The organism is Citrobacter sp. CK195 (assembly GCF_030333365.1).
Classification (GTDB): domain Bacteria; phylum Pseudomonadota; class Gammaproteobacteria; order Enterobacterales; family Enterobacteriaceae; genus Citrobacter_B; species Citrobacter_B koseri.
The window spans coordinates 989,862-1,016,367 of record NZ_JAOWGB010000026.1; the positions used below are offsets into that span (position 1 = coordinate 989,862).

Sequence of the window (26,506 nt, forward strand, 5' to 3'; positions counted from 1 at the left end):
ATATGTATGAACGTTATTAAACTGGCCATCGGCTCAGGCATATTATTGCTCAGCTGCGGTGCTTACGCACAATCCATCAGTGAAAAAACAGGTACCGATAAAAAAGGAGCGGCAGAATTCAGCCCGCTCAACGTTTCTATCGGGAAGACGACCAGTGAGCAGGAGGCTCTTGAGAAAACAGGCGCGACCAGTTCCCGGACAACGGACAAAAACCTGCAATCACTCGACGCAACGCTGCGCAGCATGCCCGGTACTTATACCCAAATCGATCCAGGCCAGGGAGCAGTAAGTGTGAATATTCGCGGCATGAGCGGATTTGGCCGCGTAAACACTATGGTGGACGGTATCACCCAAAGTTTTTACGGCTCCTCAACCTCCGGTACCACTGCACATGGCTCAACCAACAATATGGCTGGCGTACTTATCGACCCTAATTTTCTGGTAGCAGTTGATGTTACGCGCGGCGACAGCAGTGGCCCGGCAGGAGTCAACGCCCTGGCCGGTAGTGCAAACATGCGTACTATTGGCGTTGACGATGTGATATTTAACGGTAATACATATGGCCTTCGTTCACGTTTCTCAGTCGGCAGCAATGGGCTTGGGCGCAGCGGAATGATCGCCGTCAGTGGAAAAACCGACGCTTTTACGGATACAGGCAGCGTTGGCGTTATGGCCGCTGTGAGCGGCAGTTCTGTTTACTCTAATTTCTCAAATGGCTCTGGAATTAACAGCAAAGAGTTTGGTTATGATAAATATATGAAGCAGAACCCCAAATCCCAACTGTATAAAATGGATATCAGACCAGACGAATTTAACAGCTTCGAACTTTCCGCTCGAACCTATGAAAATAAATTTACACGTCGTGATATAACCAGTGACGACTATTACATTAAATATCATTACACCCCTTTTTCTGAATTAATTGACTTTAACGTAACGGCCAGTACCAGCCGCGGTAATCAAAAGTATCGTGATGGCTCGCTGTATACTTTCTACAAAACCTCAGCGCAAAATCGTTCTGACGCGCTGGATATCAACAATACCAGCCGGTTCACTGTCGCGGACAATGACCTGGAGTTTATGCTGGGCAGCAAACTGATGCGTACCCGCTATGACCGGACCATTCACTCAGCGGCGGGTGACCCGAAAGCGAATCAGGAAGCGATCGAGAACAATCCGTTCGCACCCTCCGGCCAGCAGGATATTTCAGCGCTGTATACCGGGCTGAAGGTTACGCGCGGCATCTGGGAGGCAGATTTCAATCTCAACTACACACGTAACAGGATCACAGGGTACAAGCCCGCCTGCGATTCACGCGTTATCTGCGTGCCACAGGGTAGCTACGATATTGACGATAAGGAGGGTGGCTTCAACCCTTCAGTTCAGCTTTCTGCTCAGGTAACACCATGGCTTCAGCCGTTCATTGGCTACAGCAAATCCATGCGCGCCCCGAACATCCAGGAGATGTTCTTCTCTAATTCAGGAGGCGCATCCATGAACCCATTCCTGAAGCCTGAACGTGCAGAAACCTGGCAGGCGGGTTTTAACATTGATACCAGAGATTTACTGGTCGAACAGGATGCCCTGCGCTTTAAGGCTCTGGCGTACCGCAGCAGGATCCAGAACTACATCTACAGCGAGTCTTATCTGGTTTGTTCTGGAGGTCGTAAATGCAGTATGGCTGAGGTGATTGGCAATGACTGGGAGGGCATGAGCGATGAATACAGCGACAATATGTACATCTACGTTAACTCGGCAAGCGACGTTATCGCAAAGGGCTTCGAACTGGAGATGGATTATGATGCAGGTTTTGCCTTTGGTCGACTCTCTTTCAGCCAGCAGCAAACAGACCAGCCAACCTCCATCGCCAGCACCTACTTTGGCGCAGGGGATATGACCGAACTGCCCAGAAAATACATGACGCTGGATACCGGTGTTCGCTTCTTCGATAACGCGTTGACCCTGGGCACTATCATAAAATACACAGGCAAAGCTCGTCGCCTGTCGCCTGATTTTGAGCAGGACGAACATACCGGCGCAATAATCAAACAGGATTTGCCGCAGATCCCAACGATTATCGATCTCTATGGTACTTACGAGTACAACCGCAATCTGACACTGAAACTTTCGGTACAAAACCTGATGAACAGAGATTATTCGGAGGCGCTGAATAAGCTCAACATGATGCCAGGTCTTGGTGACGAGACCCACCCAGCCAATTCCGCGCGTGGCAGAACATGGATATTTGGCGGGGACATTCGTTTCTGATGACAATTTCCGCCAGGTTCAGACAATACGTTTTCTCTCTTATGTCAATTTTATTGCAGGAACGAAAAATGAATATTTTCACTTTATCCAAAGCACCGCTATACCTGTTAATTTCACTATTTTTACCCACGATGGCCATGGCTATCGATCCACCTGAACGCGAACTTTCGCGATTTGCCCTGAAAACTAATTACCTTCAGTCCCCTGATGAAGGCGTCTATGAACTGGCGTTTGATAATGCCAGTAAAAAGGTGTTTGCAGCAGTCACCGATCGTGTAAATCGTGAAGCGAATAAAGGCTATCTGTATTCGTTTAATTCAGATTCGCTGAAAGTCGAAAATAAATACACGATGCCATACCGGGCATTTTCGCTGGCGATAAATCAGGATAAACATCAGCTCTATATCGGACACACCCAGTCAGCGTCCCTGCGTATCAGTATGTTTGACACCCCAACCGGCAAACTGGTAAGAACCAGCGACAGGTTAAGTTTTAAAGCGGCAAACGCTGCAGATTCGCGTTTTGAGCATTTGCGCCATATGGTTTACAGCCAGGATTCCGATACCCTGTTTGTGAGTTATAGCAATATGCTGAAAACGGCCGAGGGCATGAAGCCTCTGCATAAGCTGTTAATGCTCGACGGGACGACGCTTGCCTTAAAAGGCGAGGTTAAGGATGCTTACAAAGGTACAGCGTATGGTCTGACGATGGATGAAAAAACACAGAAAATCTACGTTGGCGGAAGAGATTACATCAACGAAATTGATGCGAAAAATCAGACGCTGCTGCGTACCATCCCGTTGAAAGATCCGAAACCACAAATCACAAGTGTGCAGAATCTGGCGGTGGACTCCGCTTCTGACCGTGCCTTTGTGGTGGTATTCGACCATGACGATCGCTCCGGTACAAAAGATGGACTCTATATTTTTGACTTACGCGACGGTAAACAGCTTGGCTATGTGCACACAGGAGCCGGAGCTAACGCGGTGAAGTACAATCCGAAATATAACGAACTGTATATCACCAACTTCACCAGCGGCACCATCAGCGTAGTGGATGCCACCAAATACAGCATCACCCGTGAATTTAACATGCCGGTCTACCCAAACCAGATGGTGTTATCGGACGACATGGATACCCTTTACATTGGCATCAAAGAGGGCTTTAACCGCGACTGGGATCCAGATGTGTTTGTAGAAGGGGCTAAAGAACGCATTCTGAGCATTGATTTGAATAAGTCGTGATCGGACCGTTCCCCCGTCAAACTGGCCGGGGGAACGGCAAACCAGCGAAGTACTGTAGTCCGCCGCGTCAGTGGGTTCCCGGATGGCGGTTTCTCTTAATCCAGGCCAGCCACTTAATTCATCACAAATTTCTCAATTGCGTATGCCACTCCGTCTTCCAGGTTGGATTTGGTGACAAAATTAGCCACCTCTTTCACCGACGGAATCGCGTTGTCCATCGCCACCCCCATGCCTGCATATTCGATCATCGCGATGTCGTTTTCCTGATCGCCAATCGCCATGATTTCTTCCGGCTTGATCCCCAGCGCATCGGCCAGCGACTTCACGCCAGTGCCTTTATTGACGCGTTTATCCAGGATTTCGAGGAAGTACGGCGCACTTTTTAGCACGGTATATTTCTCTTTTACTTCCGCCGGAATACGCGCAATGGCCTGATCAAGGATGACAGGCTCATCAATCATCATCACTTTCAGGAACTGCGTTGCCGGGTCCATTTTCTCCGCTTCACAGAACACCAGCGGAATGGTGGCGACATAGGATTCATGTACGGTGTAGTAGCTGATATCACGGTTTGCGGTGTACAGCGTGTTGCGATCCAGCGCGTGGAAGTGTGAGCCGACTTCGCGGGACAACTTCTCCAGAAAGCGGTAATCGTCATAGCTCAGCGCCGTTTGCGCAACGGTACTGCCATCGCCCGCTTTCTGCACCAGCGCGCCATTGTAGGTGATGCAGTAGTCGCCGGGTTGTTCCATGTGAAGCTCTTTCAGATAGCTATGGACACCCGCATACGGACGGCCAGTGGTCAGCACCACGTTAACGCCACGGGCGCGCGCGGCGGCAATCGCCGTTTTTACCGCAGGTGAAATGGTGTGATCGGGCAGCAAAAGGGTGCCATCCATATCGATAGCAATGAGTTTGATAGCCATGAGTTCCCCGGATTAAATGAGTCCGTCCTCATGCTAACGCGATTCCGCTCAAAAAACAGCAACGAAAAGGGGGATGGAAAGGGGAACCGGGATTCCCCTTTTGCAGATCGGTTGTAGGCCGGATAAGGCCTAAGCCGCCATCCGGCAAAGGCTGACGAACTGCCTGATGGCGCTTCGCTTATCAGGCCTACAAGCTGATTAGATATCGATGTTTGCCGCTTTCAGGGCGTTCTCTTCGATAAAGGCGCGACGCGGTTCAACGGCATCGCCCATCAGCGTAGTGAACAGCTGGTCGGCGGCAATCGCATCTTTCACGGTGACGCGCAGCATACGACGGCTTTCCGGGTCCATCGTGGTTTCCCACAGCTGATCCGGGTTCATCTCGCCCAGACCTTTATAGCGCTGAATCGCCAGGCCACGACGGGACTCTTTCACCAGCCACTCCAGCGCCTGCTCGAAGCTCGCAACCGGCTGACGGCGCTCGCCGCGTTCAATGAACGCATCGTCTTCGATCAGACCGCGCAGCTTCTCGCCGAGCGTGCAGATGCGACGGTATTCGCCGCCGGTAACAAACTCGTGATCCAGCGGATAGTCGGTATCCACGCCGTGAGTACGCACGCGAACAATCGGTTCGAACTGCTGCTGTTCGGCGTTCTCGCGAACGTCAAACTTCCACTGGCTGCCGTGCTGCTCTTTCTCGTTCAGCTCGGTAATCAGCGCGTTCACCCAACGGGTGACAGCCTGTTCGTTGCTAAGATCGGCTTCCGTCAGCGTCGGCTGATAAACCAGCTCTTTCAGCAGCGCTTTCGGGAAGCGACGCTCCATGCGGCCAATCATTTTCTGCGTCGCGTTGTAATCAGAAACCAGTTTTTCTAACGCTTCGCCCGCCAGTGCCGGTGCGCTGGCATTGGTGTGCAGCGTTGCGCCATCCAGAGCGATGGAGATCTGGTACTGATCCATCGCTTCATCGTCTTTAATGTACTGTTCCTGCTTGCCTTTCTTCACTTTGTACAGCGGCGGCTGCGCAATGTAGACGTGACCGCGCTCGACGATTTCCGGCATCTGACGATAGAAGAAGGTCAACAGCAGCGTACGGATGTGCGAGCCGTCGACGTCCGCATCGGTCATGATGATGATGCTGTGATAGCGCAGTTTATCCGGGTTGTACTCGTCACGACCGATGCCGCAGCCCAGTGCGGTGATCAGCGTCGCCACTTCCTGGGAAGAGAGCATCTTGTCGAAGCGCGCTTTCTCCACGTTGAGGATTTTACCCTTCAGCGGCAGAATCGCCTGGTTCTTGCGGTTACGACCCTGTTTAGCAGAGCCGCCCGCGGAGTCCCCTTCCACAAGGTACAGTTCAGACAGCGCCGGGTCGCGTTCCTGACAATCCGCCAGTTTACCCGGCAGACCCGCCAGATCCAGCGCGCCTTTACGACGCGTCATTTCACGCGCACGACGCGCGGCTTCACGCGCACGCGCCGCATCGATAATTTTGCCGACCACGATTTTAGCGTCGGACGGGTTTTCCAGCAGGTATTCGCTCAGCAGCTCGTTCATCTGCTGTTCCACCGCCGATTTCACCTCGGAAGAGACCAGTTTATCTTTAGTCTGGGAGGAGAATTTCGGGTCCGGCACCTTCACGGAAACCACGGCAATCAGGCCTTCACGCGCATCGTCGCCAGTGGCGCTGACTTTGGCTTTCTTGCTGTAGCCTTCTTTATCCATATAGGCGTTCAGGGTACGGGTCATCGCCGCACGGAAGCCTGCAAGGTGCGTACCGCCGTCACGCTGCGGAATGTTGTTGGTAAAGCAGTAGATGTTTTCCTGGAAACCGTCGTTCCACTGCAATGCCACTTCCACGCCGATACCGTCTTTTTCGGTGGAGAAGTAGAAGATATTCGGGTGGATCGGCGTTTTGTTCTTGTTGAGGTACTCAACAAACGCTTTGATGCCGCCTTCGTAGTGGAAATGGTCTTCTTTGCCGTCGCGCTTGTCTTTCAGACGAATAGAGACGCCGGAGTTCAGGAAGGACAGCTCACGCAGACGCTTAGCCAGAATTTCGTATTCAAATTCGGTGACGTTGGTGAAGGTTTCCAGGCTCGGCCAGAAACGCACCATCGTACCGGTTTTGTCAGTTTCGCCGGTCACCGCCAGCGGCGCCTGCGGTACGCCATGTTCATAGATCTGACGGTGGATTTTGTTATCGCGCTGGATAACCAGTTCCAGTTTCTGGGACAGGGCGTTAACCACGGAAACACCCACGCCGTGTAGACCGCCGGACACTTTATAGGAGTTATCGTCGAATTTACCGCCCGCGTGCAGCACGGTCATGATCACTTCCGCAGCAGAAACGCCCTCTTCCGGGTGAATACCGGTCGGGATGCCACGCCCGTCATCCTGCACGGATACGGAGTTATCGGCATGAATAGTGACGATAATGTCTTTACAGTGACCCGCGAGCGCTTCGTCGATAGCGTTATCTACCACCTCGAATACCATGTGGTGCAGACCGGTGCCGTCATCCGTGTCGCCGATATACATACCCGGGCGCTTACGCACCGCATCCAGCCCTTTCAGGACTTTGATACTGGAGGAGTCATAAGAATTCGACATCAACGTTTCTCGCTCAATTTATCTTGGGTTAATCCGTTATTTTACCCTTTTCCACGGTGAACATCTTCGAATTTTTGTCCGACATGTCCAGAACGTGTTCAGCGCTGATTGCGCTGACAAAGACCTGTGATTGCGTCGCTTTCAAGCGGCTGGCCAGCAGCCCGCGACGCGCATCATCAAGTTCAGAGGCAAAATCATCTATCAGGTAGAGACACCGCCGCCCGCTTTCACGGGTGAGGAACTCCCCTTGCGCCAGTCGTAAAGCGCACATCAGCAGTTTAAGCTGCCCACGCGATAAGGTATCTTCCACCGGCGCACCGTCAGCACGAATGCGGAAATCCGCTTTGTGCGGGCCATGCGCGGTGTAGGTCAACATGCGATCGCGTTCGAAGCTCCGCTCCAGCACCTCGGCATAATCCGTCTCTTTTTCCCAACCGCGCTGAAAAGAGAAGGTGAGGGAGAACTCCGGTAGAAATTGCTGGCAGGTATCCGCCATATCCTGCGCAATACCAGCACTGTACTCAGCACGCCAGGTACTGATTTGTTCCGCGAGAGGAATCAACTCCTTATCCCACGGACGCAATTGTTCATAACGGCTTACCTGGCGCAGCGCCGCGTTGCGCTGCTTGAGCAACCGCTTCAGGTTGCTCCAGGCGGTAAAAAAACCGACTTCGTTGTGAAAGCATCCCCAGTCAAGGAACGCTCTTCTGTATTTGGGGCCGCCGTTGAGTAAAGTAAACCCCTCAGGGGTAATCAACTGCATCGGCATCAGGTGCGCCAGCTCCGCCACTTTGTGGCCGTCGGTGCCGTCGATGCGCACTTTGCTGTCGCCCAGCTTGTCTTTCGTCAGGCCGATGGCGGTTTCGCGCTCTTCCCCTTGCAAACGTCCGTGGAGGACAAACGACTCCTGCTCGTGACGAATGACGCGGCCAATCTGCAAACTGCGAAACGCCCGGCCGTGGCCGAGCGTATAGATAGCCTCCAGCACGCTGGTTTTGCCGCTACCGTTTGCGCCAACCAGGAAGTTAAAGCCGGGGGATAAAGCGAGATCCGCATTTTCAATATTGCGAAAGTCGCGGATCAACAGGCGGGTGAGCGACATTACAGTCTCATTGGCATCACAACATACGCAGCACTTTGAGACGCCGCATCTTCAATCTGTACGCTGGAAACGGAGTCTGTCAGCAGAATACGCACGGTTTCACATTTCAGCGCGTTCAGCACATCGAGCACGTAGCTGACGTTAAAGCCGATCTCCATCTCAGTACCGCCGTAGGTGACGTCCAGAATTTCTTCCGCTTCTTCCTGTTCCGGGTTGTTGGCGGTGATTTTGAGTTGGTTTTCGCTCACATACAGGCGTACGCCACGGAATTTCTCGTTGGAGAGAATCGCCGCGCGGGCAAACGCCTGCTTGAGAATATCGCAACCCGCTTCCAGCGTTTTGTCCGGGTTCTTCGGCAATACGCGGCGATAATCCGGGAAACGACCATCAACCAGCTTGGACGTAAAGATAAAATCACCGACGTGGGCGCGGATGTTATTACTGCCGATCTGTACGCGCAGCGGGGTTTCGCCGCCGTCGAGCATACGCATCAGCTCAATCACACCTTTACGCGGCACAATCACCGAATGGTTAGGCAGAGATTGCCCGACCGGCATAGAGCAGACCGCCAGACGGTGACCGTCGGTCGCGACGGTACGCAACTCTTCACCTTCAGTCTCAAACAGCATGCCGTTTAAGTAGTAACGCACGTCCTGATGCGCCATTGAGAACTGGGTGGCTTCAATCAGGCGCTTCATCGTTGCCTGCGGCAGGGTGAATTCGACTTCGCTCTGCCAGTCATCCAGATTAGGGAAATCGGCGGCAGGCAGCGTGGAAAGCGAGAAACGGCTACGCCCGGAGCGCACCAGCATCCGATCGCCTTCCAGCTGGACGGCGATTTCAGCCCCTTCCGGCAAGCCACGGCAGATATCAAAGAATTTCCGCGCCGGGACGGTAGTTGCGCCTGGTTCATGAGGCTGAATCAACGCAACGCGCGCCACCATTTCCATTTCAAGATCGGTGCCCGTCAGCGACAGCGTACCGTCAGCCACCTGCAACAGCAGGTTACCGAGAATGGGCAGCGTAGGACGACCGCCCAGCGGGCCACTGACCTGCTGAAGCGGTTTTAATAAATGTTCACGTTCAACGGTAAATTTCATAGCGTCACGAAGATAATGTTCTGATTAAGTTTGAGAAATCTTCTTTAATATCATGGCTTTCTTCACGCAACTGCTCAATCTTACGGCAGGCATGAAGTACGGTAGTGTGGTCACGTCCACCAAACGCGTCGCCAATTTCCGGCAGACTGTGGTTGGTGAGCTCCTTTGCCAGCGCCATAGCCATCTGACGCGGGCGCGCTACCGAGCGAGATCGACGCTTGGAAAGCAGATCCGCGATTTTAATTTTGTAATACTCCGCCACCGTCTTCTGGATATTGTCGATGGTGACCAGCTTTTCCTGCAACGCCAGCAGATCGCGCAGCGCTTCACGCACAAAGTCGATAGTGATAGCGCGTCCGGTAAAGTTAGCGTTAGCGATCACGCGGTTCAGCGCCCCTTCCAGCTCACGCACGTTAGAGCGTAGTCGCTTGGCAATAAAGAACGCCACCTCGCCAGGCAGACGAATATCATTTTCGTCCGCTTTTTTCATCAGGATCGCCACGCGGGTTTCCAGCTCAGGCGGTTCGATCGCCACCGTCAACCCCCAACCGAAGCGGGATTTCAGACGATCTTCGACGCCGTTGATCTCTTTTGGATAACGATCCGACGTCAAAATGATCTGCTGATTACCTTCTAACAGGGCGTTAAAGGTGTGGAAAAACTCTTCCTGGGATCGTTCTTTATTGGCGAAGAATTGAATGTCATCAATAAGCAGTGCGTCAACGGAACGGTAGTAGCGTTTAAACTCTTCGATCGCGTTGTTTTGCAAGGCTTTAACCATGTCCTGCACAAAGCGCTCGGAGTGCATATACACCACTTTCGCATTCGGTTTGCGCGCCATAATACCGTTGCCCACCGCATGCAACAGGTGAGTTTTACCCAGACCGGTGCCGCCGTAGAGGAACAAGGGATTGTAGGCGCCGCCGGGGTTGTCCGCCACCTGACGAGCCGCCGCGCGCGCCAGTTGGTTGGATTTACCTTCGACGAAGTTATCAAACGTGTGTTTCACGTTAACGTTAGAGCGGTAGGTCGGTTCTGCCGGAGCCGGCACGTTATCCCAGCCCGGGCGCGCCGCGGCTGGCGCCGCACGCTGTGGCTGCGCCTGAGCGACCTGCGCAGGCGCAACAACATTGTTGACCGGCGTTTTGAGCGTTTGAGTGATGGGTTTCGTCCCGACCTCAAAACGCAGTTGTGGGGCATCCGCTCCGCAGAAATTATTCAGCAGTCCATTGATATTATTGAGGTACTTGTCTCTTACCCAATCGAGCACAAAACGGTTTGGCGCATACAAAGCCAGCGTGTTATCGCTCAGTTCCGCCTGCAACGGGCGTATCCACATACTGAATTCTGTGGCTGGTAACTCATCCTGCAATCGGGCAAGACACTGCTGCCAAAGCGAAAGTGACACGGCGGACTCCACTCGAACAAAAGTCGATAAATGACAAAGGCTGAAACATTCATGATTGTTGACGCACGTCGAAAAGACCCTGTGCATAAAAGGGTGACGTGCGAATTGCTATCTGCAATTTTACCCGATCAGGATCCGTTGAAACGATCAGGACCGCGGATCATAGCCTAAACTGAGCAAGAGATCTTCTGTTTCTCACAGATTCTTCCCGATTTATCCACAGGATGATCCAGAACCGGGTAAGTGTAAACGATCCAGGCGAAGTGCTGCACGATTTCGCGCGCATATTGAAAAAATTAATGAGTAAAGATGCCAGGCTGTGCCCTCAATTGCGCGTGGCGTCGACGCTGAGCCAGAAACGCGTAGTCAAGGCGGAAGGCGCTGGACATAGTGGGCCTATGTTCAAGCCTGACAACGCAGAGTACGCGTTTCTGGCACGCGTCCCGAAGGGCTGGGACTATTTTGGCCCATTGCCGCGTTGCTCTCCGCGCATTTGGGCCCCCAAACCCCACGGTTCGCGCCTTGCCCTGGGCCAAAATAATCGCCAGCGACGTTCACGATCAATTGAGGGCACAGCCTGATACTGCATAAACGATCTAATAAAGATCCCGTGCGATCCTTGCGCTTTGCCCGGCAGTCCGTATAATCCTCCACCCGTTGTACAATGCCCATCGTACGGCGTTAGCGCTGCTTGTTTTTCGCGCGAAAAGGTGCGGAAAAACGCAGGGTTTTAAGGAAAGAGAATTGACTCTGGAGTGTACAATTATTACAATCCGGCCTCTTTAATCACCCACGCTGAGGCGTAAGTCGTTCGATAATCGTTCGGGTATACGCAAAAGTCAGTGAATTTATTCAAGTTTAGGTAGAAATCGCCATGAAACGCACTTTTCAACCGTCTGTACTGAAGCGCAACCGTTCTCACGGCTTCCGTGCTCGTATGGCTACTAAAAATGGTCGTCAGGTTCTGGCACGTCGTCGTGCTAAAGGCCGCGCTCGTCTGACCGTTTCCAAGTAATAAAAGCTAACCCCTGAGTGGTTAAGCTCGCATTTCCCAGGGAGTTACGTTTGTTAACTCCCAGTCATTTCACATTTGTCTTCCAGCAGCCACAACGGGCTGGCACGCCGCAAATCACCATTCTCGGCCGCCTGAATTCGCTGGGGCATCCCCGCATCGGTCTAACCGTCGCCAAGAAAAACGTTCGACGCGCGCATGAACGCAATCGGATTAAACGTCTGACGCGTGAAAGCTTCCGTCTGCGTCAACATGAACTCCCTGCAATGGATTTCGTGGTGGTGGCGAAAAAAGGGGTTGCCGACCTCGATAACCGTGCTCTCTCGGAAGCGTTGGAAAAATTATGGCGCCGCCACTGTCGCCTGGCTCGCGGGTCCTGATAGCCCTTATACGGGTCTATCAACGCCTGATCAGTCCGCTGCTTGGGCCGCATTGCCGTTTCACGCCAACCTGCTCAAGCTACGGAATTGAGGCATTGCGCAGGTTTGGAGTGATAAAAGGCAGTTGGTTGACGGTGAAACGCGTATTAAAATGCCACCCTTTACACCCTGGTGGTGACGATCCCGTCCCGCCCGGACCATTTGATACCAGAGAACACTAACGATGGATTCGCAACGCAATCTTTTAGTCATCGCTTTGCTGTTCGTGTCTTTCATGATCTGGCAAGCCTGGGAGCAGGATAAAAATCCGCAGCCTCAGACCCAACAGACCACGCAGACAACGACCACCGCAGCGGGTAGCGCCGCCGACCAGGGCGTACCGGCCAGTGGCCAGGGGAAACTGATTACGGTTAAGACCGACGTGCTTGATCTGACCATCAACACCCGTGGCGGTGATGTTGAGCAGGCCTTGCTGCCAACTTACCCGAAAGAGCTGGGTTCTAAAGAACCGTTCCAGTTGCTGGAAACGACTCCGCAGTTTATCTACCAGGCGCAAAGCGGCCTGACCGGTCGTGATGGCCCGGATAACCCGGCTAACGGCCCGCGTCCGCTGTACAGCGTCGATAACGACACGTTTGTCCTCGCGGATGGCCAGAACGAACTGCATGTTCCGATGACCTGGACTGACGCCGCTGGCAACACCTTCACCAAAACGTTTGTCCTCAAACGCGGTGAATATGCGGTCAACGTCAACTACAGCGTGCAGAACGCCGGTGAGAAACCGCTGGAGATCTCCACCTTTGGTCAGTTGAAGCAATCCATCAATCTGCCGTCTCATCGCGACACCGGTAGCAGCAATTTTGCACTGCATACCTTCCGTGGCGCGGCGTACTCCACGCCGGATGAGAAGTACGAAAAATACAAATTCGACACCATTGCCGATAACGAAAACCTGAACGTCAGCTCCAACGGCGGCTGGGTCGCCATGTTGCAGCAGTACTTCGCAACGGCATGGATTCCACGTAACGACGGCACCAATAACTTCTATACCGCTAATCTGGGTAACGGCATTGCCGCTATCGGCTATAAATCTCAGCCGGTTCTGGTACAGCCGGGTCAGACTGGCGCCATGACCAGCACCCTGTGGGTTGGCCCGGAAATTCAGGATAAAATGGCGGCCGTTGCACCGCACCTGGATCTGACCGTTGATTACGGTTGGCTGTGGTTCATCTCTCAGCCGCTGTTCAAACTGCTGAAATGGATTCATAGCTTCCTGGGTAACTGGGGCTTCTCCATCATCGTTATCACCTTTATCGTTCGTGGCATCATGTACCCGCTGACAAAAGCGCAGTACACCTCCATGGCGAAGATGCGTATGCTACAGCCGAAGATTCAGGCTATGCGCGAGCGTCTGGGCGATGACAAACAGCGTCAGAGCCAGGAAATGATGGCCCTGTACAAAGCTGAGAAGGTTAACCCGCTGGGCGGCTGCTTCCCGCTGATCATCCAGATGCCTATCTTCCTGGCGTTGTACTACATGCTGATGGGCTCCATTGAACTGCGTCATGCGCCGTTCGCACTGTGGATCCATGACCTGTCCGCACAGGACCCGTACTACATCCTGCCGATCCTGATGGGCGTGACGATGTTCTTCATCCAGAAGATGTCTCCGACCACCGTGACCGACCCGATGCAGCAGAAGATCATGACCTTTATGCCGGTCATCTTCACGGTATTCTTCCTGTGGTTCCCGTCAGGTCTGGTGCTGTACTATATCGTCAGCAACCTGGTAACCATCATCCAGCAGCAGCTGATTTACCGTGGTCTGGAGAAACGTGGCCTGCATAGCCGCGAGAAGAAAAGCTCCTGATTCCATGTAGGCCGGGTAAGCGTAGCGCCACCCGGCAATCAGAACAGCGATGACAGGGCGGTCAATTGACCGCCTTTTTTATTAGCAAAAAAGAGAAGATCATGAGCCATAACGACACTATCGTCGCCCAGGCTACCCCACCGGGACGCGGTGGCGTCGGTATCCTGCGCATTTCCGGCCTCAAGGCGCGCGAGGTGGCCGAAGCCGTATTGGGCAAGCTACCAAAACCGCGTTACGCCGATTACCTGCCGTTTAAAGATGCCGATGGCACGGCGCTGGATCAGGGGATCGCGCTGTGGTTTCCCGGCCCGAACTCGTTCACTGGTGAAGACGTACTGGAACTGCAAGGGCATGGCGGCCCGGTCATTCTCGACCTGCTGTTAAAACGTATTCTGACGCTCCCCGGCCTGCGCATTGCCAGACCGGGCGAGTTCTCCGAGCGCGCGTTCCTCAATGACAAGCTCGACTTAGCCCAGGCAGAAGCGATTGCCGACCTGATCGACGCCAGTTCCGAGCAGGCGGCACGCTCGGCGCTGAACTCGCTACAGGGGGCATTTTCCGCGCGTGTGAATCATCTTGTGGAAGCACTCACTCACCTGCGCATCTATGTGGAAGCGGCCATTGACTTCCCGGACGAGGAGATCGACTTCCTCTCCGACGGCAAAATTGAAGCCCAGCTCAACGGCGTGATCGCCGATCTTGATGCGGTACGCGCCGAAGCGCGTCAGGGCAGCCTGCTGCGTGAAGGGATGAAGGTGGTCATTGCCGGACGCCCTAACGCCGGGAAATCGAGCCTGCTGAACGCCCTGGCGGGCCGTGAGGCCGCCATTGTCACCGATATCGCTGGCACCACCCGCGACGTGCTGCGCGAGCATATTCACATCGACGGAATGCCGCTGCACATCATCGATACCGCCGGTCTGCGCGATGCCAGCGATGAAGTGGAACGTATTGGGATTGAGCGCGCCTGGCAGGAGATAGAACAGGCCGACCGCGTGCTGTTTATGGTAGATGGCACAACCACCAATGCCGTTGATCCGGCGGAAATCTGGCCGGACTTTATCGCCCGTTTACCGGCGAAACTGCCGATCACCGTTGTGCGCAACAAAGCTGACATCACTGGCGAGACGCTGGGTATCAGCGAGGTGAATGGTCACTCACTTGTCCGTCTTTCCGCCCGTACCGGCGAAGGCGTGGACGTATTGCGTAACCATCTCAAACAAAGCATGGGCTTTGACACCAATATGGAAGGCGGCTTCCTTGCCCGCCGTCGCCATCTTCAGGCGCTGGCAGAAGCCGCAGAACATCTCCAGCAGGGCAAATCACAGCTGCTTGGCGCCTGGGCAGGCGAACTGCTGGCGGAGGAGCTGCGTCTGGCGCAGCAGGCGCTGAGTGAGATCACCGGCGAGTTTACCTCCGACGATCTGCTGGGCCGTATTTTCTCCAGCTTCTGTATTGGCAAGTGATGTTGTTTTGCCCGGTGGCGCTACGCTTACCGGGCCGACTAAATCTGTAGGCCGGATAAGGCAAAGTCGCTATCCGGCAATAATGAATTTCCTCACAGGAAATCATCGTTGTCCAAATGGCAACTCGCGTCACTGAAAAGCTCCCCGTATTCTTAGCGCCACGCTTATTGTGAGGACGCTATGACCCGCTTTCTAATCTGTAGTTTTGCCCTTGTTTTACTCTACCCAGCCGGCATCGACATGTATCTGGTCGGTTTACCCCGTATTGCCGCCGATCTGAACGCCAGCGAGGCGCAGCTGCACATCGCGTTTTCGGTATACCTGGCCGGGATGGCTACCGCAATGCTGTTTGCGGGTAAAATTGCAGACCAGTCAGGGCGCAAACCGGTGGCGATAGCGGGCGCGGTGATATTCATCATCGCCTCCATGCTTTGCTCACGAGCAACGGACGGGTCGCTGTTCCTGACCGGGCGCTTTATTCAGGGCATCGGGGCGGGGTGCTGTTATGTGGTGGCGTTTGCGATTCTGCGCGACACGCTTGACGATCGCCGCCGGGCAAAGGTGTTATCGCTATTAAACGGAATTACCTGCATTGTGCCGGTATTAGCGCCAGTGTTAGGGCATTTGATTATGCTTAAATTCCCGTGGCAAAGTCTGTTTTACACGATGATAGCGATGGGTATCGCGGTATGCCTGCTCTCGGTGTTTATCCTGAAAGAAACGCGCCCGGCAACATGCTCATCGACCTCGCGCCCTCAGCAAAATGCAGAGTCGCTGCTCAACCGCTTTTTCCTCAGCCGTCTGGCGATCACCACGTTGAGCGTGTCGGTGATCCTCACATTTGTAAACACCTCGCCGGTGTTGCTCATGGAAATGATGGGCTTTGATCGCGGTGAATACGCCACCACAATGGCGCTGACGGCAGGCATCAGCATGGCGGTGTCGTTCTCAACGCCCTTTGCGCTGAGCGTATTTAAACCGCGCACGCTGATGCTCACGTCGCAAGGGCTGTTTCTGGCTGCGGGCATCGTACTCAGCCTCTCATCCTCTCACGCCGTCACGCTCTTTGGCCTGACGCTCATCTGCGCGGGTTTTTCAGTTGGCTTTGGCGTGGCGATGAGCCAGGCATTAGGCCCATTCTCACTGCGTGCTGGCGTCGCAAGCTCTGTACTCGGCATTGCACAGGTCTGCGGGTCATCGCTATGGATATGGCTGGCGGCAGTCATTGGCTTTAACGCCCTGAATATGCTGATCGGGATTCTGATTGGCTGTAGCATGGTCTGTATCCTGTTACTGATGACCATACAGCCCGCAGCGCACTATGAAAAAATCCATCACCAGTCTCGATCTTAATCTGTTGTTATGTTTGCAGCTTCTGATGCAGGAGCGCAGCGTCACCAAAGCGGCGAAGCGGATGAACGTCACGCCCTCGGCGGTGAGTAAGTCGCTGTCAAAGCTGCGAACATGGTTTGATGACCCGCTGTTTGTGAACACGCCGCTGGGGCTGACGCCGACGCCGCTGATGGTCAATATGGAGCAAAGCCTGGCGGACTGGATGCAGATGAGCAATCAGCTGCTTGATAAACCACATCACGAATCGCCACGCGGCCTGAAATTTGAACTGGCGGCAGAGTCGCCGCTGGTAATGATCATGTTCAATTCTCTGTCGCAGCAGATTTATCAGCGCTATCCGCAGGCCACAATCAAGGTGCGTAACTGGGATTACGACTCGCTGGATGCCATCACACGCGGCGAGGTGGATCTCGGCTTTACCGGAAGGGAGAGCCATCCCCGTTCGCGGGAGCTTCTCAGCCTGCTGCCGCTGTCTATCGATTTTGAAGTCCTGTTCAGCGACCTCCCCTGGGTCTGGCTGCGGGAAGATCACCCGGCGCTACAAGAAGAGTGGAATCTGGAAACATTTTTACGCTATCCGCATATCAGCATTTGCTGGGAGCAAAGCGACACCTGGGCGCTGGATGATGTATTGCAGGAGATGGGCCGCAAACGCAACATCGCCTTAAGTTTACCGGGGTTTGAACAATCGCTGTTTATGGCCGCCCAGCCGAACCACTCGCTGCTGGCGACCGCGCCTCTCTACTGCCAGCGTTATAACCAGCTCCACCAGCTCCCGTTGGTCGCGCGTCCTCTCCCTTTTGACGCCGCCCAGCGAGAAAAGCTGATGGTGCCTTTTACCCTCCTTTGGCATAAACGTAACAGCCATAACCCTAAAATTATCTGGTTAAAAGAGACCATTAAAACGCTCTATAGCCACCTCTCCTGACGGTAAATTAACCACTACCGCATCAGAAATGTAAAAGTCGCGTAAGCGCCGCTGTTTTTGTCGAACTTTTGACCAGTAAAACCTGTCCATAATCTACGTAAATGTTACTCTCGTAATAATCACGGACCATTAATCACGGAGCGAAAAATGGCGACACATTTTGCCAGAGGGATTCTTACGGAGGGACACCTGATTTCAGTCCGTCTGCCTTCTCCATGCCACATCGAAGCCAGAAACCTTCCCGCTCACCGCCGGACACGTTTTTTGGCTTCACGCGGCTTACTCGCTGAACTGATGTTTATGCTCTACGGAACCAGCGAGCTGCCGGAAATTGCTATTCAGGCCAAAGGGAAGCCTGTCTTTCGCGATAAAAATTTGCCCGCGTTCTCCATCTCATATGCCGGGAATATGGTAGGCGTGGCGCTGACAACGGAGGGGGAATGCGGCCTGGATATGGAATTACAGCGAGCCATACGAGGCTTCCATAGCCCACTTTCAGCCGAGAGTCCGGCGTTCTCCAGCAACGAAAATCTGTGGATCAACAATCAGAGCGATCCCAACGAAGCGCGCGCGCAACTGATCACCTTACGCCAGAGCGTGCTAAAGCTAACCGGTGACGTACTGAATGACGATCCGCGTGAACTCCAGCTCCTTCCCGGCGCAGGCCGCCTGAAATGCGCCCACGTTACGCAGGTGGAGGCAATATGCGACGCGGAAGATATTCTGGTCTGGTCGGTGGCGGTTACGCCAGCCATTGAAAAACTGAATGTTTGGGAGTTTGATAGTAAGCAAGGATGGAAAAGCCTGGCCGATATCCAGACCCGGGCGAATGAACCCACCGGTCGCCTGATGCGATTCGCTCAATTATCCACAGCAAAGTCATCTTATACACTTAGCTGATTCGGCCCTGTCCCGGCCGCCATGATGAAAAGGAGTAATCATGTCCGAAACGTTGAATGTTGTTACGTTACTGGGGAGCCTGCGCAAAGGTTCATTTAACGGTATGGTCGCCCGCACGCTACCGAAAATTGCCCCGGCAGGCATGGAGGTCAGCGCATTACCTTCGATTGGCGATATTCCGCTGTATGACGCTGACGTGCAGCAGGAAGAGGGGTTCCCGGCGAGCGTTGAAGCGCTGGCGGAGCAAATCCGTAAAGCGGACGGCGTCGTCATCGTCACACCGGAATACAACTACTCGGTGCCTGGCGGACTGAAGAACGCGATCGACTGGCTGTCCCGCCTGCCAGAACAGCCGTTAGCCGGGAAACCGGTGCTGATCCAGACCAGCTCAATGGGGGCAATCGGCGGCGCTCGCTGTCAGTATCATCTGCGCCAGATTCTGGTATTCCTTGATGCGATGGTAATGAACAAACCGGAGTTTATGGGTGGCGTGATTCAGAACAAAGTTGACCCGCAAACCGGGGAAGTGGTTGATCAAAGCACGATTGATCATCTTACCGGCCAGCTAACCGCATTTGGCGATTACATTCAGCGCGTTAAAGCGTGATAACAGCGCGCGCGTAGGGCCGCAGGCCGGATAAGGCGTTTGACCGCCATCCGGCTATCAAATTTGCCTGATGGCGCTACGCTTGTCAGGCCTGGACACCTCGCGCAGCGCCGTATCAGCGGCAATTAGTGCGCGTCGATAAACACAATCTTCAGCACAAACAACAACGCCACGACCACCACGCAAGGGCTCAGCTCACGCAGACGTCCGGTGCCGATTTTCATCACACAGTAAGAGATAAAGCCCAGCGCGATACCTTCGGTAATCGAGAAGCTGAACGGCATCATCACGGCAGTAATAAATGCCGGAACAGACTCGGTAAGGTCCTGCCATTTCACGCGCGCCAGACTGGAAGTCATCAGGACGCCAACATAGATCAGCGCCCCGGCAGCGGCATAACCCGGCACCATTCCCGCCAGCGGCGACAGGAAGATAACCAGCAGGAACAGCAGACCGACAACAACGGCGGTCAGGCCCGTGCGCCCGCCGACGGATACGCCGGATGAGGACTCGATATAGGCAGTAACCGACGAAGTTCCGATAAACGCCCCGGTCACAGAAGAGACGCTATCGACAAACAGCGCCTGCTTCATCCGCGGGAATTTACCTTTCTCATCAGCCAGACCGGCTTTGTCGGTAACGCCAATCAGCGTACCGGAGGAGTCGAACAGGTTCACCAGCATGAAGGAGAAAATCACGCCAGCCAGACCAATGTTAAACGAGCCCGCCAGATCCACATGCCCGATCACAGAGCTAACGCTTGGCGGCGCAGAGACAATGCCGTTGTAATGCACATCACCCATCATCCAGCCGAGCAGCGTCGTTACAATAATAGAGACCAGCACGGCGGCATGAATGTTACGTGATGCCAGAATAGCGATGATGAAGAAGCCCAGCACGCCGAGCAGTACGCTGTGAGAGGTCAGATTACCGATGCTCACCAGGGTTTCCGGGTTCGCGACGATAACGCCTGCGTTTTTCAGCCCCATCATGCCGATAAACAGGCCGATACCGCTGGTGATGCCCACGCGCAGACTGACCGGAATGTTAGCAATCATCCAGTAACGCACACGGAAGATGGTCAGCAGCAGCAGGCCGATCGCTCCCCAGAAGATTGCGCCCATACCAACCTGCCAGGACAGCCCCATCGCGCCAACGACCACGAAGGCGAAAAACGCGTTCAGACCCATAGCCGGCGCCAGCGCGACCGGTAAATTAGCAAACAGCCCCATCAGAATGCTGCCGAACGCCGCGATAAGACAGGTAGTAACGAAGACGGCGCTGGTGTCCATGCCAGCAACGCCAAGAATCTGCGGGTTAACAAAAACGATGTAAACCATCGTCAGGAAGGTGGTAAAACCGGCGATCACTTCGGTTCGTGCCGTCGTGCCATGTTCGCGCAGTTTAAACACGCGTTCCAGCATACCCTGACCAGAAGTCTGGGTGGTGTGTTGTTGACTCATTATCTATTTCCGAACAAGGAGGGAAAATTCGTCGCTATCCTATACCAAAATGCGACAATAAGGGCAGTTGTGAGACACTTTTTTCATTGAATTTGCTTATACGGCAACGATTGCGTCGCACAATAAGGCATTACGAAAACGTTAAACTAGCGAGAAAAGAAAGCATGTCCCAGATTCAAGCGGTATTTTTCGACTGCGACGGTACGCTGGTCGACAGTGAAGTCATTTGCTCCCGCGCGTATGTCGCGATGTTCCAGGAATTCGGCATCACGCTCGATCTCGAAGAGGTGTTCAAACGCTTTAAAGGCGTAAAACTCTACGAAATCATCGATATCATTAACGAGGAGCAGGGTGTGTCGTTAGCAAAAGCGGATTTAGAACCCGTTTACCGCGCCGAGGTCGCACGCCTGTTCGACTCAGAACTGGAGGTGATCGCAGGGGCGAATGCGCTGCTGGACAGCATGACGGTGCCGATGTGCGTCGTCTCTAACGGCCCGGTCAGCAAAATGCAGCATTCACTGGGCAAGCTGGGCATGTTGCATCATTTTCCAGAAAAATTGTTCAGCGGCTATGACATTCAACGCTGGAAGCCCGATCCGGCTCTGATGTTCCACGCGGCGAAAGCCATGAACGTTAACGTGGAGAATTGCATTCTGGTGGATGATTCCAGTGCCGGCGCCCGGTCGGGAATCGATGCGGGAATGGAGGTGTTCTACTTCTGCGCCGATCCGCACAACAAACCGATCGATCATCCGAAAGTGACGACGTTTACCGATCTGGCGCAGTTGCCGGAATTATGGAAAGCGCGCGGGTGGGATATCGTCGATTAAACCGTAGACCTGATAAGCAAAGCGCCATCAGGCGAATGGCGCAGAATGCCGGATGCGGCGTAACGCCTTATCCGGCCTACAATAGCGACGCCGGGGGATCCCGGCGAACGCAACAAGCCGCTTATTCCTTCGGATCTTTGCCTGCCAGCAGTTTATCCAGCTCGTCACCACCGACGTGGCGGAAATCCTGTCCCTTCACGAAGTAGAAGATGTACTCGCAGATATTCTGGCAACGGTCGCCAATGCGCTCAATGGAGCGTGCGCAGAACAGCGCGGTCAGCACGCTTGGAATGGTGCGCGAATCTTCCATCATGTAGGTCATCAGCTGACGCACGATACCTTCGTATTCCTGGTCAACTTTCTTATCTTCTCGGTAGATACGCACCGCTTCGTCAATATCCATTCGCGCGAACGCGTCCAGCACGTCATGCAGCATCTGTACGGTGTGACGCCCCAGCGACTCCAGGCTCACCAGTAGCGGCTGGTGCTGGTGGGAGAATTTCTCCAGCGCGGTGCGACAAATTTTGTCCGCCACGTCGCCAATGCGCTCCAGTTCAGCGATGGTTTTGATGATCGCCATCACCAGGCGCAGGTCGCTCGCTGTCGGCTGGCGTTTGGCAATGATGCGCACGCACGCTTCATCGATCGCCACTTCCATCATGTTGACGTGCTTATCGCCGTCAATAACGCGTTTCGCCAGTTCGCTATCCTGATTATGCATCGCGGTGATCGCATCAGAAAGCTGTTGCTCCACCATGCCGCCCATGGTCATCACCTGGGTGCGGATGCTTTCCAGTTCTGCGTTGAACTGGCCGGAAATATGTTTGTTAAGGTTTAGGTTGTCCATGGTTAGCTCCAAATCAACCGTAGCGGCCAGTAATATAATCTTCGGTTTGTTTCTTCGCGGGCTTAGTGAACAGATCGTCCGTGTTGCTGAACTCAATCAACTCGCCCAGATACATAAACGCCGTGTGATCGGAACAACGCGCAGCCTGCTGCATGTTGTGCGTCACGATCACCACGGTGTAGTCCTGCTTCAGCTCAGTGATCAGCTCTTCAATACGCCCGGTGGAAATCGGGTCCAGCGCTGAACACGGCTCATCCAACAGCAGAACTTCCGGGCGAATGGCGATACCACGCGCAATGCACAGACGCTGCTGCTGACCACCCGAGAGAGAGTACCCGCTCTGGTGCAATTTATCTTTGGTTTCGTTCCATAATGCGGCTTTGGTCAACGCCCACTGAACGCGTTCGTCCATATCGGCGCGAGACAGTTTCTCAAACAGGCGCACGCCAAAAGCGATGTTGTCATAGATAGACATCGGGAACGGCGTCGGCTTCTGGAACACCATCCCCACTTTGGCACGCAGCAGAGCGATATCCTGGGTGTTGGTGAGAATATTATCGCCATCCAACAAGATCTCGCCTTCCGCGCGCTGCTCTGGATACAACGAATACATTTTGTTAAAGGTACGCAGCAGTGTGGATTTACCACAGCCAGACGGTCCAATAAACGCCGTGACCTGGTTCTTCGCGATATCCAGGTTGATATCCTTCAGGGCATGGAATTTGCCGTAGTAGAAGTTCAAATCACGAACCTGAATCTTACCCGGAGCAGTATCAACCATACTCATTTCAATCTCTTCCTCATTCGGCGTCGCCGTTGGCCGCGCCGTAAAAAATTAACCGCTGTTCACATCTGTAGGCCAGATAAGGCGTTTACGCCGCCATCCGGCACCTGAAATTAACCGTGTTTACTCTTCGCAAAAATGATGCGCGCCAGAATATTCAGCAACAATACGCACAGGGTAATGATCAACACCCCAGCCCAGGCCAGTTGCTGCCACTCCGCGAACGGACTCATCGCAAATTTAAAGATAGTGACCGGCAGGTTAGCGATAGGCTGCATCATGTCGGTGCTCCAGAACTGGTTGGAAAGCGCAGTAAAGAGCAGCGGCGCGGTTTCACCCGCAATACGGGCAACCGCCAGCAGTACGCCAGTGATGATCCCGGAAATCGAGGCTTTCAGGGTAATCGCCGAGATCATTTTCCATTTCGGCGTCCCCAGCGCATAGGCCGCTTCACGCAGGCTATCCGGCACCAGTTTCAGCATGTTCTCTGTGGTACGAATGACGATAGGCACCTGTAGCAGCGCCAGCGCAATCACGCCCGCCCAACCGGAGAAGTGCTCCATTTGCGCCACCACGATGGTGTAAACAAACAGACCGACCACGATAGACGGCGCGGAAAGCAGGATGTCGTTAATGAAACGTATCACTTCCGCAAGCCAGGATTTACGGCCATATTCCGCCAGGTAGATCCCCGCCATGATGCCAAGCGGCGTACCAAATACCGTCGCCCACAAAATTAACAGTCCGCTCCCCGCCAGGGCGTTCGCCAGACCACCGCCAGCGGTATTCGGCGGCGGCGTCATTTCGGTAAACAGCGCCAGCGACATGCCGTCGAAACCACGCGTAATGGTGGACATCAGGATCCAGATGAGCCAGAACAGCCCAAACGCCATCGTCGCCATTGAGAGCGTCAATGCGATGCGGTTTCTCGTGCGGCGCTTAGCCTGCATTTTACGGCGGGATTCCGCCAGTTCTGCGGTCGTTTGCATTTCAAGCGTAGCCATTAGCGTGCCCCCTCATTCTTCGCCAGACGCATAATCATCAGCTTAGAAATCGCCAGCACAATGAAGGTAATCACAAACAGAATCAGACCCAGTTCCATCAACGCGGCAACGTGCAGACCAGACTCCGCTTCGGCAAATTCGTTCGCCAGCGCAGAGGTGATACTGTTGCCCGGCATGTACAGCGAAACGCTGTCGAGCTGGTAGGTGTTACCGATGATAAAGGTCACCGCCATGGTTTCTCCCAGCGCACGACCCAGTCCCAGCATAACGCCGCCAATCACCCCATTTTTGGTGAACGGAAGGACGATACGCCAGATAACTTCCCAGGTGGTGCAGCCGATGCCGTAGGCCGACTCTTTCATCATCACCGGGGTTTGTTCGAAGACATCGCGCATAACTGCCGCGATGTAAGGAATGATCATAATGGCGAGAATAACGCCCGCCGCCAGAATACCGATACCAAATGCCGGGCCAGAGAACAGTGCGCCAACAAACGGAATGTTGGAAAGAATATTCCCGACCGGTTCCTGGAACCAGGTAGCAAACAGCGGCGCGAAGATAAACAGGCCCCACATGCCGTAGACGATACTGGGGATAGCCGCCAGCAGTTCGATGGCGATGCCCAGCGGGCGACGCAGCCAGCCCGGTGCCAGTTCCGTCAGAAACAGGGCAATACCGAAGCTCACCGGAACGGCGATCAGCAGAGCGATAAACGAGGTAACCAGCGTGCCATAAATGGGAACCAGCGCGCCGTAGATATCGTTTGGCGCATCCCACTCTTTAGTCCACAGGAACGAGAAGCCAAACTTCTCAATGCTTGGCCAGGAGGAGATAATCAGCGAGACAATAATGCCACCCAACATCAATAGCACAATCAGCGCAGCCAGTTTTACCAGCGCGCTGAATATCATGTCACCCTTTTTACCCGGCGGGTTAAAAGCAGGCTTGGTTGCAGCCATAAATTACTCTTTCCATTAAACGCGTTTACGAAGTTGCCCATGCCGGATGGCGCTACGCTTATCCGGCCTACAAATCGGGCCTACAGTCGGAACTGTAGGGCGGATAAGCGTAGCGCCATCCGCCAGTTCGTTAAAGATATTCTATTAGTACAGCGCCTTACCGCTGCTGTCCTTCACATTGGTCTTCCATGCTGCACGAACCTGCTCAACAACGCTGTCCGGCAGGCTGGCGTAATCCAGGTCATTCGCCTGTTTGCCGCCATTTTTGTATGCCCAGTCGAAGAACTTCAGCACTTCAGCGCCCTGCTCAGGTTTCTTCTGCTCTTTGTGGACCAGGATGAAGGTGGTGGAAGTGATTGGCCACGCATCGTCACCTTGCTGGTTCGTCAGATCCTGAGCGAAAGAGGTGCTCCAGTCAGCGCCTTTCGCGGCGTTAGCAAAGCTCTCTTCGGTCGGGCTTACGGGTTTACCATCCGCTGAAATCAGTTTGGTGTAAGCCAGGTTGTTCTGCTTCGCATAAGCGTATTCAACATAGCCGATAGAGCCTGGCAGACGCTGTACGAATGCGGCGATACCGTCGTTACCTTTACCGCCCAGACCGGTCGGCCAGTTAACGGTAGAGCCAGCGCCGACTTTAGATTTCCACTCTTCGTTCACTTTCGCCAGGTAGCTGGTGAAAACGAAAGAAGTGCCGGAACCATCTGCACGACGCACAACGGCGATGTTCTGAGAAGGCAGTTTCAGACCCGGATTCAGTTTGGTGATGGCTTCATCATCCCACTTCTTAATTTTACCCAGATAGATGTCACCCAGGGTTTTCCCATCCAGCACCAGTTCGCCAGACTTCAGACCCGGGATATTCACCGCCAGCACTACGCCGCCAATGACGGTCGGGAACTGGAACAGACCTTCCTGCTCCAGTTTTTCGTCAGACAGCGGAGCGTCGGATGCACCGAAATCAACGGTGTTAGCCGTAATTTGTTTTACACCACCGGAGGAGCCGATACCCTGGTAGTTTACTTTGCTACCGGTCTCTTTCTGATAGGTATCAGCCCATTTGGCATACACCGGCGCAGGGAAAGTTGCACCTGCACCTGTCAGGCTCGCTGCTGCGAAAGCAGAGAACGCGCTCATGGATAAGGTCGCGGCGACAACAGTTGCGACAGTGGTACGCATGACTTTCATAATGTCTCCTGCAAGATTTTCGTAAATCATTGTTAAGTGGCTACGATGAGCAAAATAGGACAAACAGGTGACAGTTAAATGTACGAAATATGACAGTTTTATGACAACGAAAACTAATGAAATAAATCACAGAAAAAATAATTTATAAACAATCAGTTAATTCACTTCATGACAATGCGATTTCATGAAAATTTTCTTTTTATGACACTGAAAACAGTAGCTGAAGATGACGGTTTGTCACATTAAAACGACGGGAG

General features: G+C 53.7%; 24 protein-coding genes. 13 read left to right on the plus strand and 11 right to left on the minus strand.

Going from position 1 to position 26,506, the window contains the following annotated elements; translation table 11 throughout:
- Nucleotides 1-6: 6 nt before the first annotated feature.
- Together OGX93_RS22030 and senB are read left to right on the plus strand one after the other, a co-directional pair.
- Nucleotides 7-2,268 carry a TonB-dependent receptor domain-containing protein gene (locus tag OGX93_RS22030; protein ID WP_286448765.1) on the plus strand — a complete coding sequence of 754 codons (2,262 nt, stop codon included), beginning with the start codon at nt 7-9 and terminating at the stop codon, nt 2,266-2,268.
- Between the two features lie 68 nt (nt 2,269-2,336).
- Nucleotides 2,337-3,512: an enterotoxin production-related protein TieB gene (senB, locus tag OGX93_RS22035; protein WP_286448766.1), complete on the plus strand. Its 1,176-nt coding sequence runs from the start codon at nt 2,337-2,339 to the stop codon at nt 3,510-3,512.
- Nucleotides 3,513-3,625: 113 nt separating this feature from the next.
- Here the strand turns inward: senB and yidA are convergent, their stop codons facing one another.
- The 5 genes from yidA to dnaA form a co-directional block, all read right to left on the minus strand.
- Nucleotides 3,626-4,438, minus strand: a complete 813-nt coding sequence (yidA, locus tag OGX93_RS22040; RefSeq protein WP_286448767.1) for a sugar-phosphatase — start codon at nt 4,436-4,438, stop codon at nt 3,626-3,628.
- Between the two features lie 198 nt (nt 4,439-4,636).
- Complete coding sequence (gene gyrB / locus OGX93_RS22045; RefSeq protein ID WP_012000804.1) at nt 4,637-7,051, minus strand: DNA topoisomerase (ATP-hydrolyzing) subunit B; 2,415 nt, start codon at nt 7,049-7,051, stop codon at nt 4,637-4,639.
- Between the two features lie 28 nt (nt 7,052-7,079).
- Nucleotides 7,080-8,153 carry a DNA replication/repair protein RecF gene (gene recF, locus OGX93_RS22050; RefSeq protein ID WP_012000805.1) on the minus strand — a complete coding sequence of 358 codons (1,074 nt, stop codon included), beginning with the start codon at nt 8,151-8,153 and terminating at the stop codon, nt 7,080-7,082.
- Complete coding sequence (gene dnaN, locus OGX93_RS22055; protein WP_012000806.1) at nt 8,153-9,253, minus strand: DNA polymerase III subunit beta; 1,101 nt, start codon at nt 9,251-9,253, stop codon at nt 8,153-8,155. The genes recF and dnaN overlap by 1 nt, the downstream gene beginning before the upstream one ends.
- A 4-nt stretch (nt 9,254-9,257) precedes the next feature.
- Entirely contained in the window at nt 9,258-10,661 is a 1,404-nt protein-coding gene (dnaA, locus tag OGX93_RS22060; protein WP_286448768.1) for a chromosomal replication initiator protein DnaA, read from the minus strand.
- 583 nt (nt 10,662-11,244) lie between these two features.
- Between dnaA and OGX93_RS22400 the strand changes: the two genes are divergently transcribed.
- The 10 genes from OGX93_RS22400 to OGX93_RS22105 all read left to right on the plus strand — a co-directional run bounded on the left by OGX93_RS22400 (nt 11,245) and on the right by OGX93_RS22105 (nt 19,177).
- On the plus strand, nt 11,245-11,307 hold the full coding sequence (locus tag OGX93_RS22400) for a hypothetical protein (RefSeq protein WP_422647621.1): 63 nt from the start codon (nt 11,245-11,247) through the stop codon (nt 11,305-11,307).
- A 228-nt stretch (nt 11,308-11,535) separates the two neighbouring features.
- On the plus strand, nt 11,536-11,676 hold the full coding sequence (gene rpmH / locus OGX93_RS22065) for a 50S ribosomal protein L34 (RefSeq protein WP_000831330.1): 141 nt from the start codon (nt 11,536-11,538) through the stop codon (nt 11,674-11,676).
- A 17-nt stretch (nt 11,677-11,693) separates the two neighbouring features.
- Complete coding sequence (gene rnpA / locus OGX93_RS22070) at nt 11,694-12,053, plus strand: ribonuclease P protein component (RefSeq protein ID WP_012000809.1); 360 nt, start codon at nt 11,694-11,696, stop codon at nt 12,051-12,053.
- On the plus strand, nt 12,017-12,274 hold the full coding sequence (gene yidD / locus OGX93_RS22075) for a membrane protein insertion efficiency factor YidD (protein WP_001307474.1): 258 nt from the start codon (nt 12,017-12,019) through the stop codon (nt 12,272-12,274). The genes rnpA and yidD overlap by 37 nt, the downstream gene beginning before the upstream one ends.
- A 2-nt stretch (nt 12,275-12,276) precedes the next feature.
- Nucleotides 12,277-13,923, plus strand: coding sequence for a membrane protein insertase YidC (yidC, locus tag OGX93_RS22080; RefSeq protein ID WP_012000810.1), 1,647 nt, complete (start codon nt 12,277-12,279; stop codon nt 13,921-13,923).
- Between the two features lie 101 nt (nt 13,924-14,024).
- Entirely contained in the window at nt 14,025-15,389 is a 1,365-nt protein-coding gene (mnmE, locus tag OGX93_RS22085; protein ID WP_199977418.1) for a tRNA uridine-5-carboxymethylaminomethyl(34) synthesis GTPase MnmE, read from the plus strand.
- A gap of 180 nt (nt 15,390-15,569) precedes the next feature.
- The gene (locus OGX93_RS22090) at nt 15,570-16,742 is read left to right on the plus strand and encodes an MFS transporter (protein ID WP_275165883.1); all 1,173 of its coding nucleotides are present in this window, start codon (nt 15,570-15,572) and stop codon (nt 16,740-16,742) included.
- Nucleotides 16,711-17,670, plus strand: coding sequence for an HTH-type transcriptional regulator YidZ (gene yidZ, locus OGX93_RS22095; protein WP_012000814.1), 960 nt, complete (start codon nt 16,711-16,713; stop codon nt 17,668-17,670). Before OGX93_RS22090 ends, yidZ begins: the two co-directional genes overlap by 32 nt.
- A 147-nt stretch (nt 17,671-17,817) precedes the next feature.
- Nucleotides 17,818-18,570 (plus strand): 4'-phosphopantetheinyl transferase family protein, encoded by a 753-nt coding sequence (locus OGX93_RS22100; protein ID WP_071259092.1) that lies wholly within the window; start codon nt 17,818-17,820, stop codon nt 18,568-18,570.
- A 40-nt stretch (nt 18,571-18,610) separates the two neighbouring features.
- The gene (locus OGX93_RS22105) at nt 18,611-19,177 is read left to right on the plus strand and encodes an NADPH-dependent FMN reductase (RefSeq protein ID WP_012000816.1); all 567 of its coding nucleotides are present in this window, start codon (nt 18,611-18,613) and stop codon (nt 19,175-19,177) included.
- Nucleotides 19,178-19,302: 125 nt separating this feature from the next.
- Here OGX93_RS22105 and adeP read toward each other — a convergent pair whose 3' ends face one another.
- On the minus strand, nt 19,303-20,640 hold the full coding sequence (gene adeP, locus OGX93_RS22110) for an adenine permease AdeP (protein ID WP_012000818.1): 1,338 nt from the start codon (nt 20,638-20,640) through the stop codon (nt 19,303-19,305).
- A gap of 164 nt (nt 20,641-20,804) precedes the next feature.
- Between adeP and yieH the strand changes: the two genes are divergently transcribed.
- On the plus strand, nt 20,805-21,470 hold the full coding sequence (gene yieH / locus OGX93_RS22115) for a 6-phosphogluconate phosphatase (RefSeq protein WP_115609826.1): 666 nt from the start codon (nt 20,805-20,807) through the stop codon (nt 21,468-21,470).
- A 121-nt stretch (nt 21,471-21,591) separates the two neighbouring features.
- Here the strand turns inward: yieH and phoU are convergent, their stop codons facing one another.
- The 5 genes from phoU to pstS all read right to left on the minus strand — a co-directional run bounded on the left by phoU (nt 21,592) and on the right by pstS (nt 26,249).
- A complete protein-coding gene (gene phoU, locus OGX93_RS22120) occupies nt 21,592-22,317 on the minus strand; it encodes a phosphate signaling complex protein PhoU (RefSeq protein WP_012000820.1) in 726 nt (241 codons plus the stop codon).
- A gap of 13 nt (nt 22,318-22,330) precedes the next feature.
- Nucleotides 22,331-23,104: a phosphate ABC transporter ATP-binding protein PstB gene (gene pstB / locus OGX93_RS22125; RefSeq protein WP_012000821.1), complete on the minus strand. Its 774-nt coding sequence runs from the start codon at nt 23,102-23,104 to the stop codon at nt 22,331-22,333.
- Between the two features lie 110 nt (nt 23,105-23,214).
- Nucleotides 23,215-24,105: a phosphate ABC transporter permease PstA gene (gene pstA, locus OGX93_RS22130; RefSeq protein ID WP_012000822.1), complete on the minus strand. Its 891-nt coding sequence runs from the start codon at nt 24,103-24,105 to the stop codon at nt 23,215-23,217.
- Nucleotides 24,105-25,064 carry a phosphate ABC transporter permease PstC gene (gene pstC, locus OGX93_RS22135; protein WP_012000823.1) on the minus strand — a complete coding sequence of 320 codons (960 nt, stop codon included), beginning with the start codon at nt 25,062-25,064 and terminating at the stop codon, nt 24,105-24,107. Before pstC ends, pstA begins: the two co-directional genes overlap by 1 nt.
- Nucleotides 25,065-25,208: 144 nt before the next feature.
- A complete protein-coding gene (pstS, locus tag OGX93_RS22140; RefSeq protein ID WP_024130085.1) occupies nt 25,209-26,249 on the minus strand; it encodes a phosphate ABC transporter substrate-binding protein PstS in 1,041 nt (346 codons plus the stop codon).
- Nucleotides 26,250-26,506 lie beyond the last annotated feature (257 nt).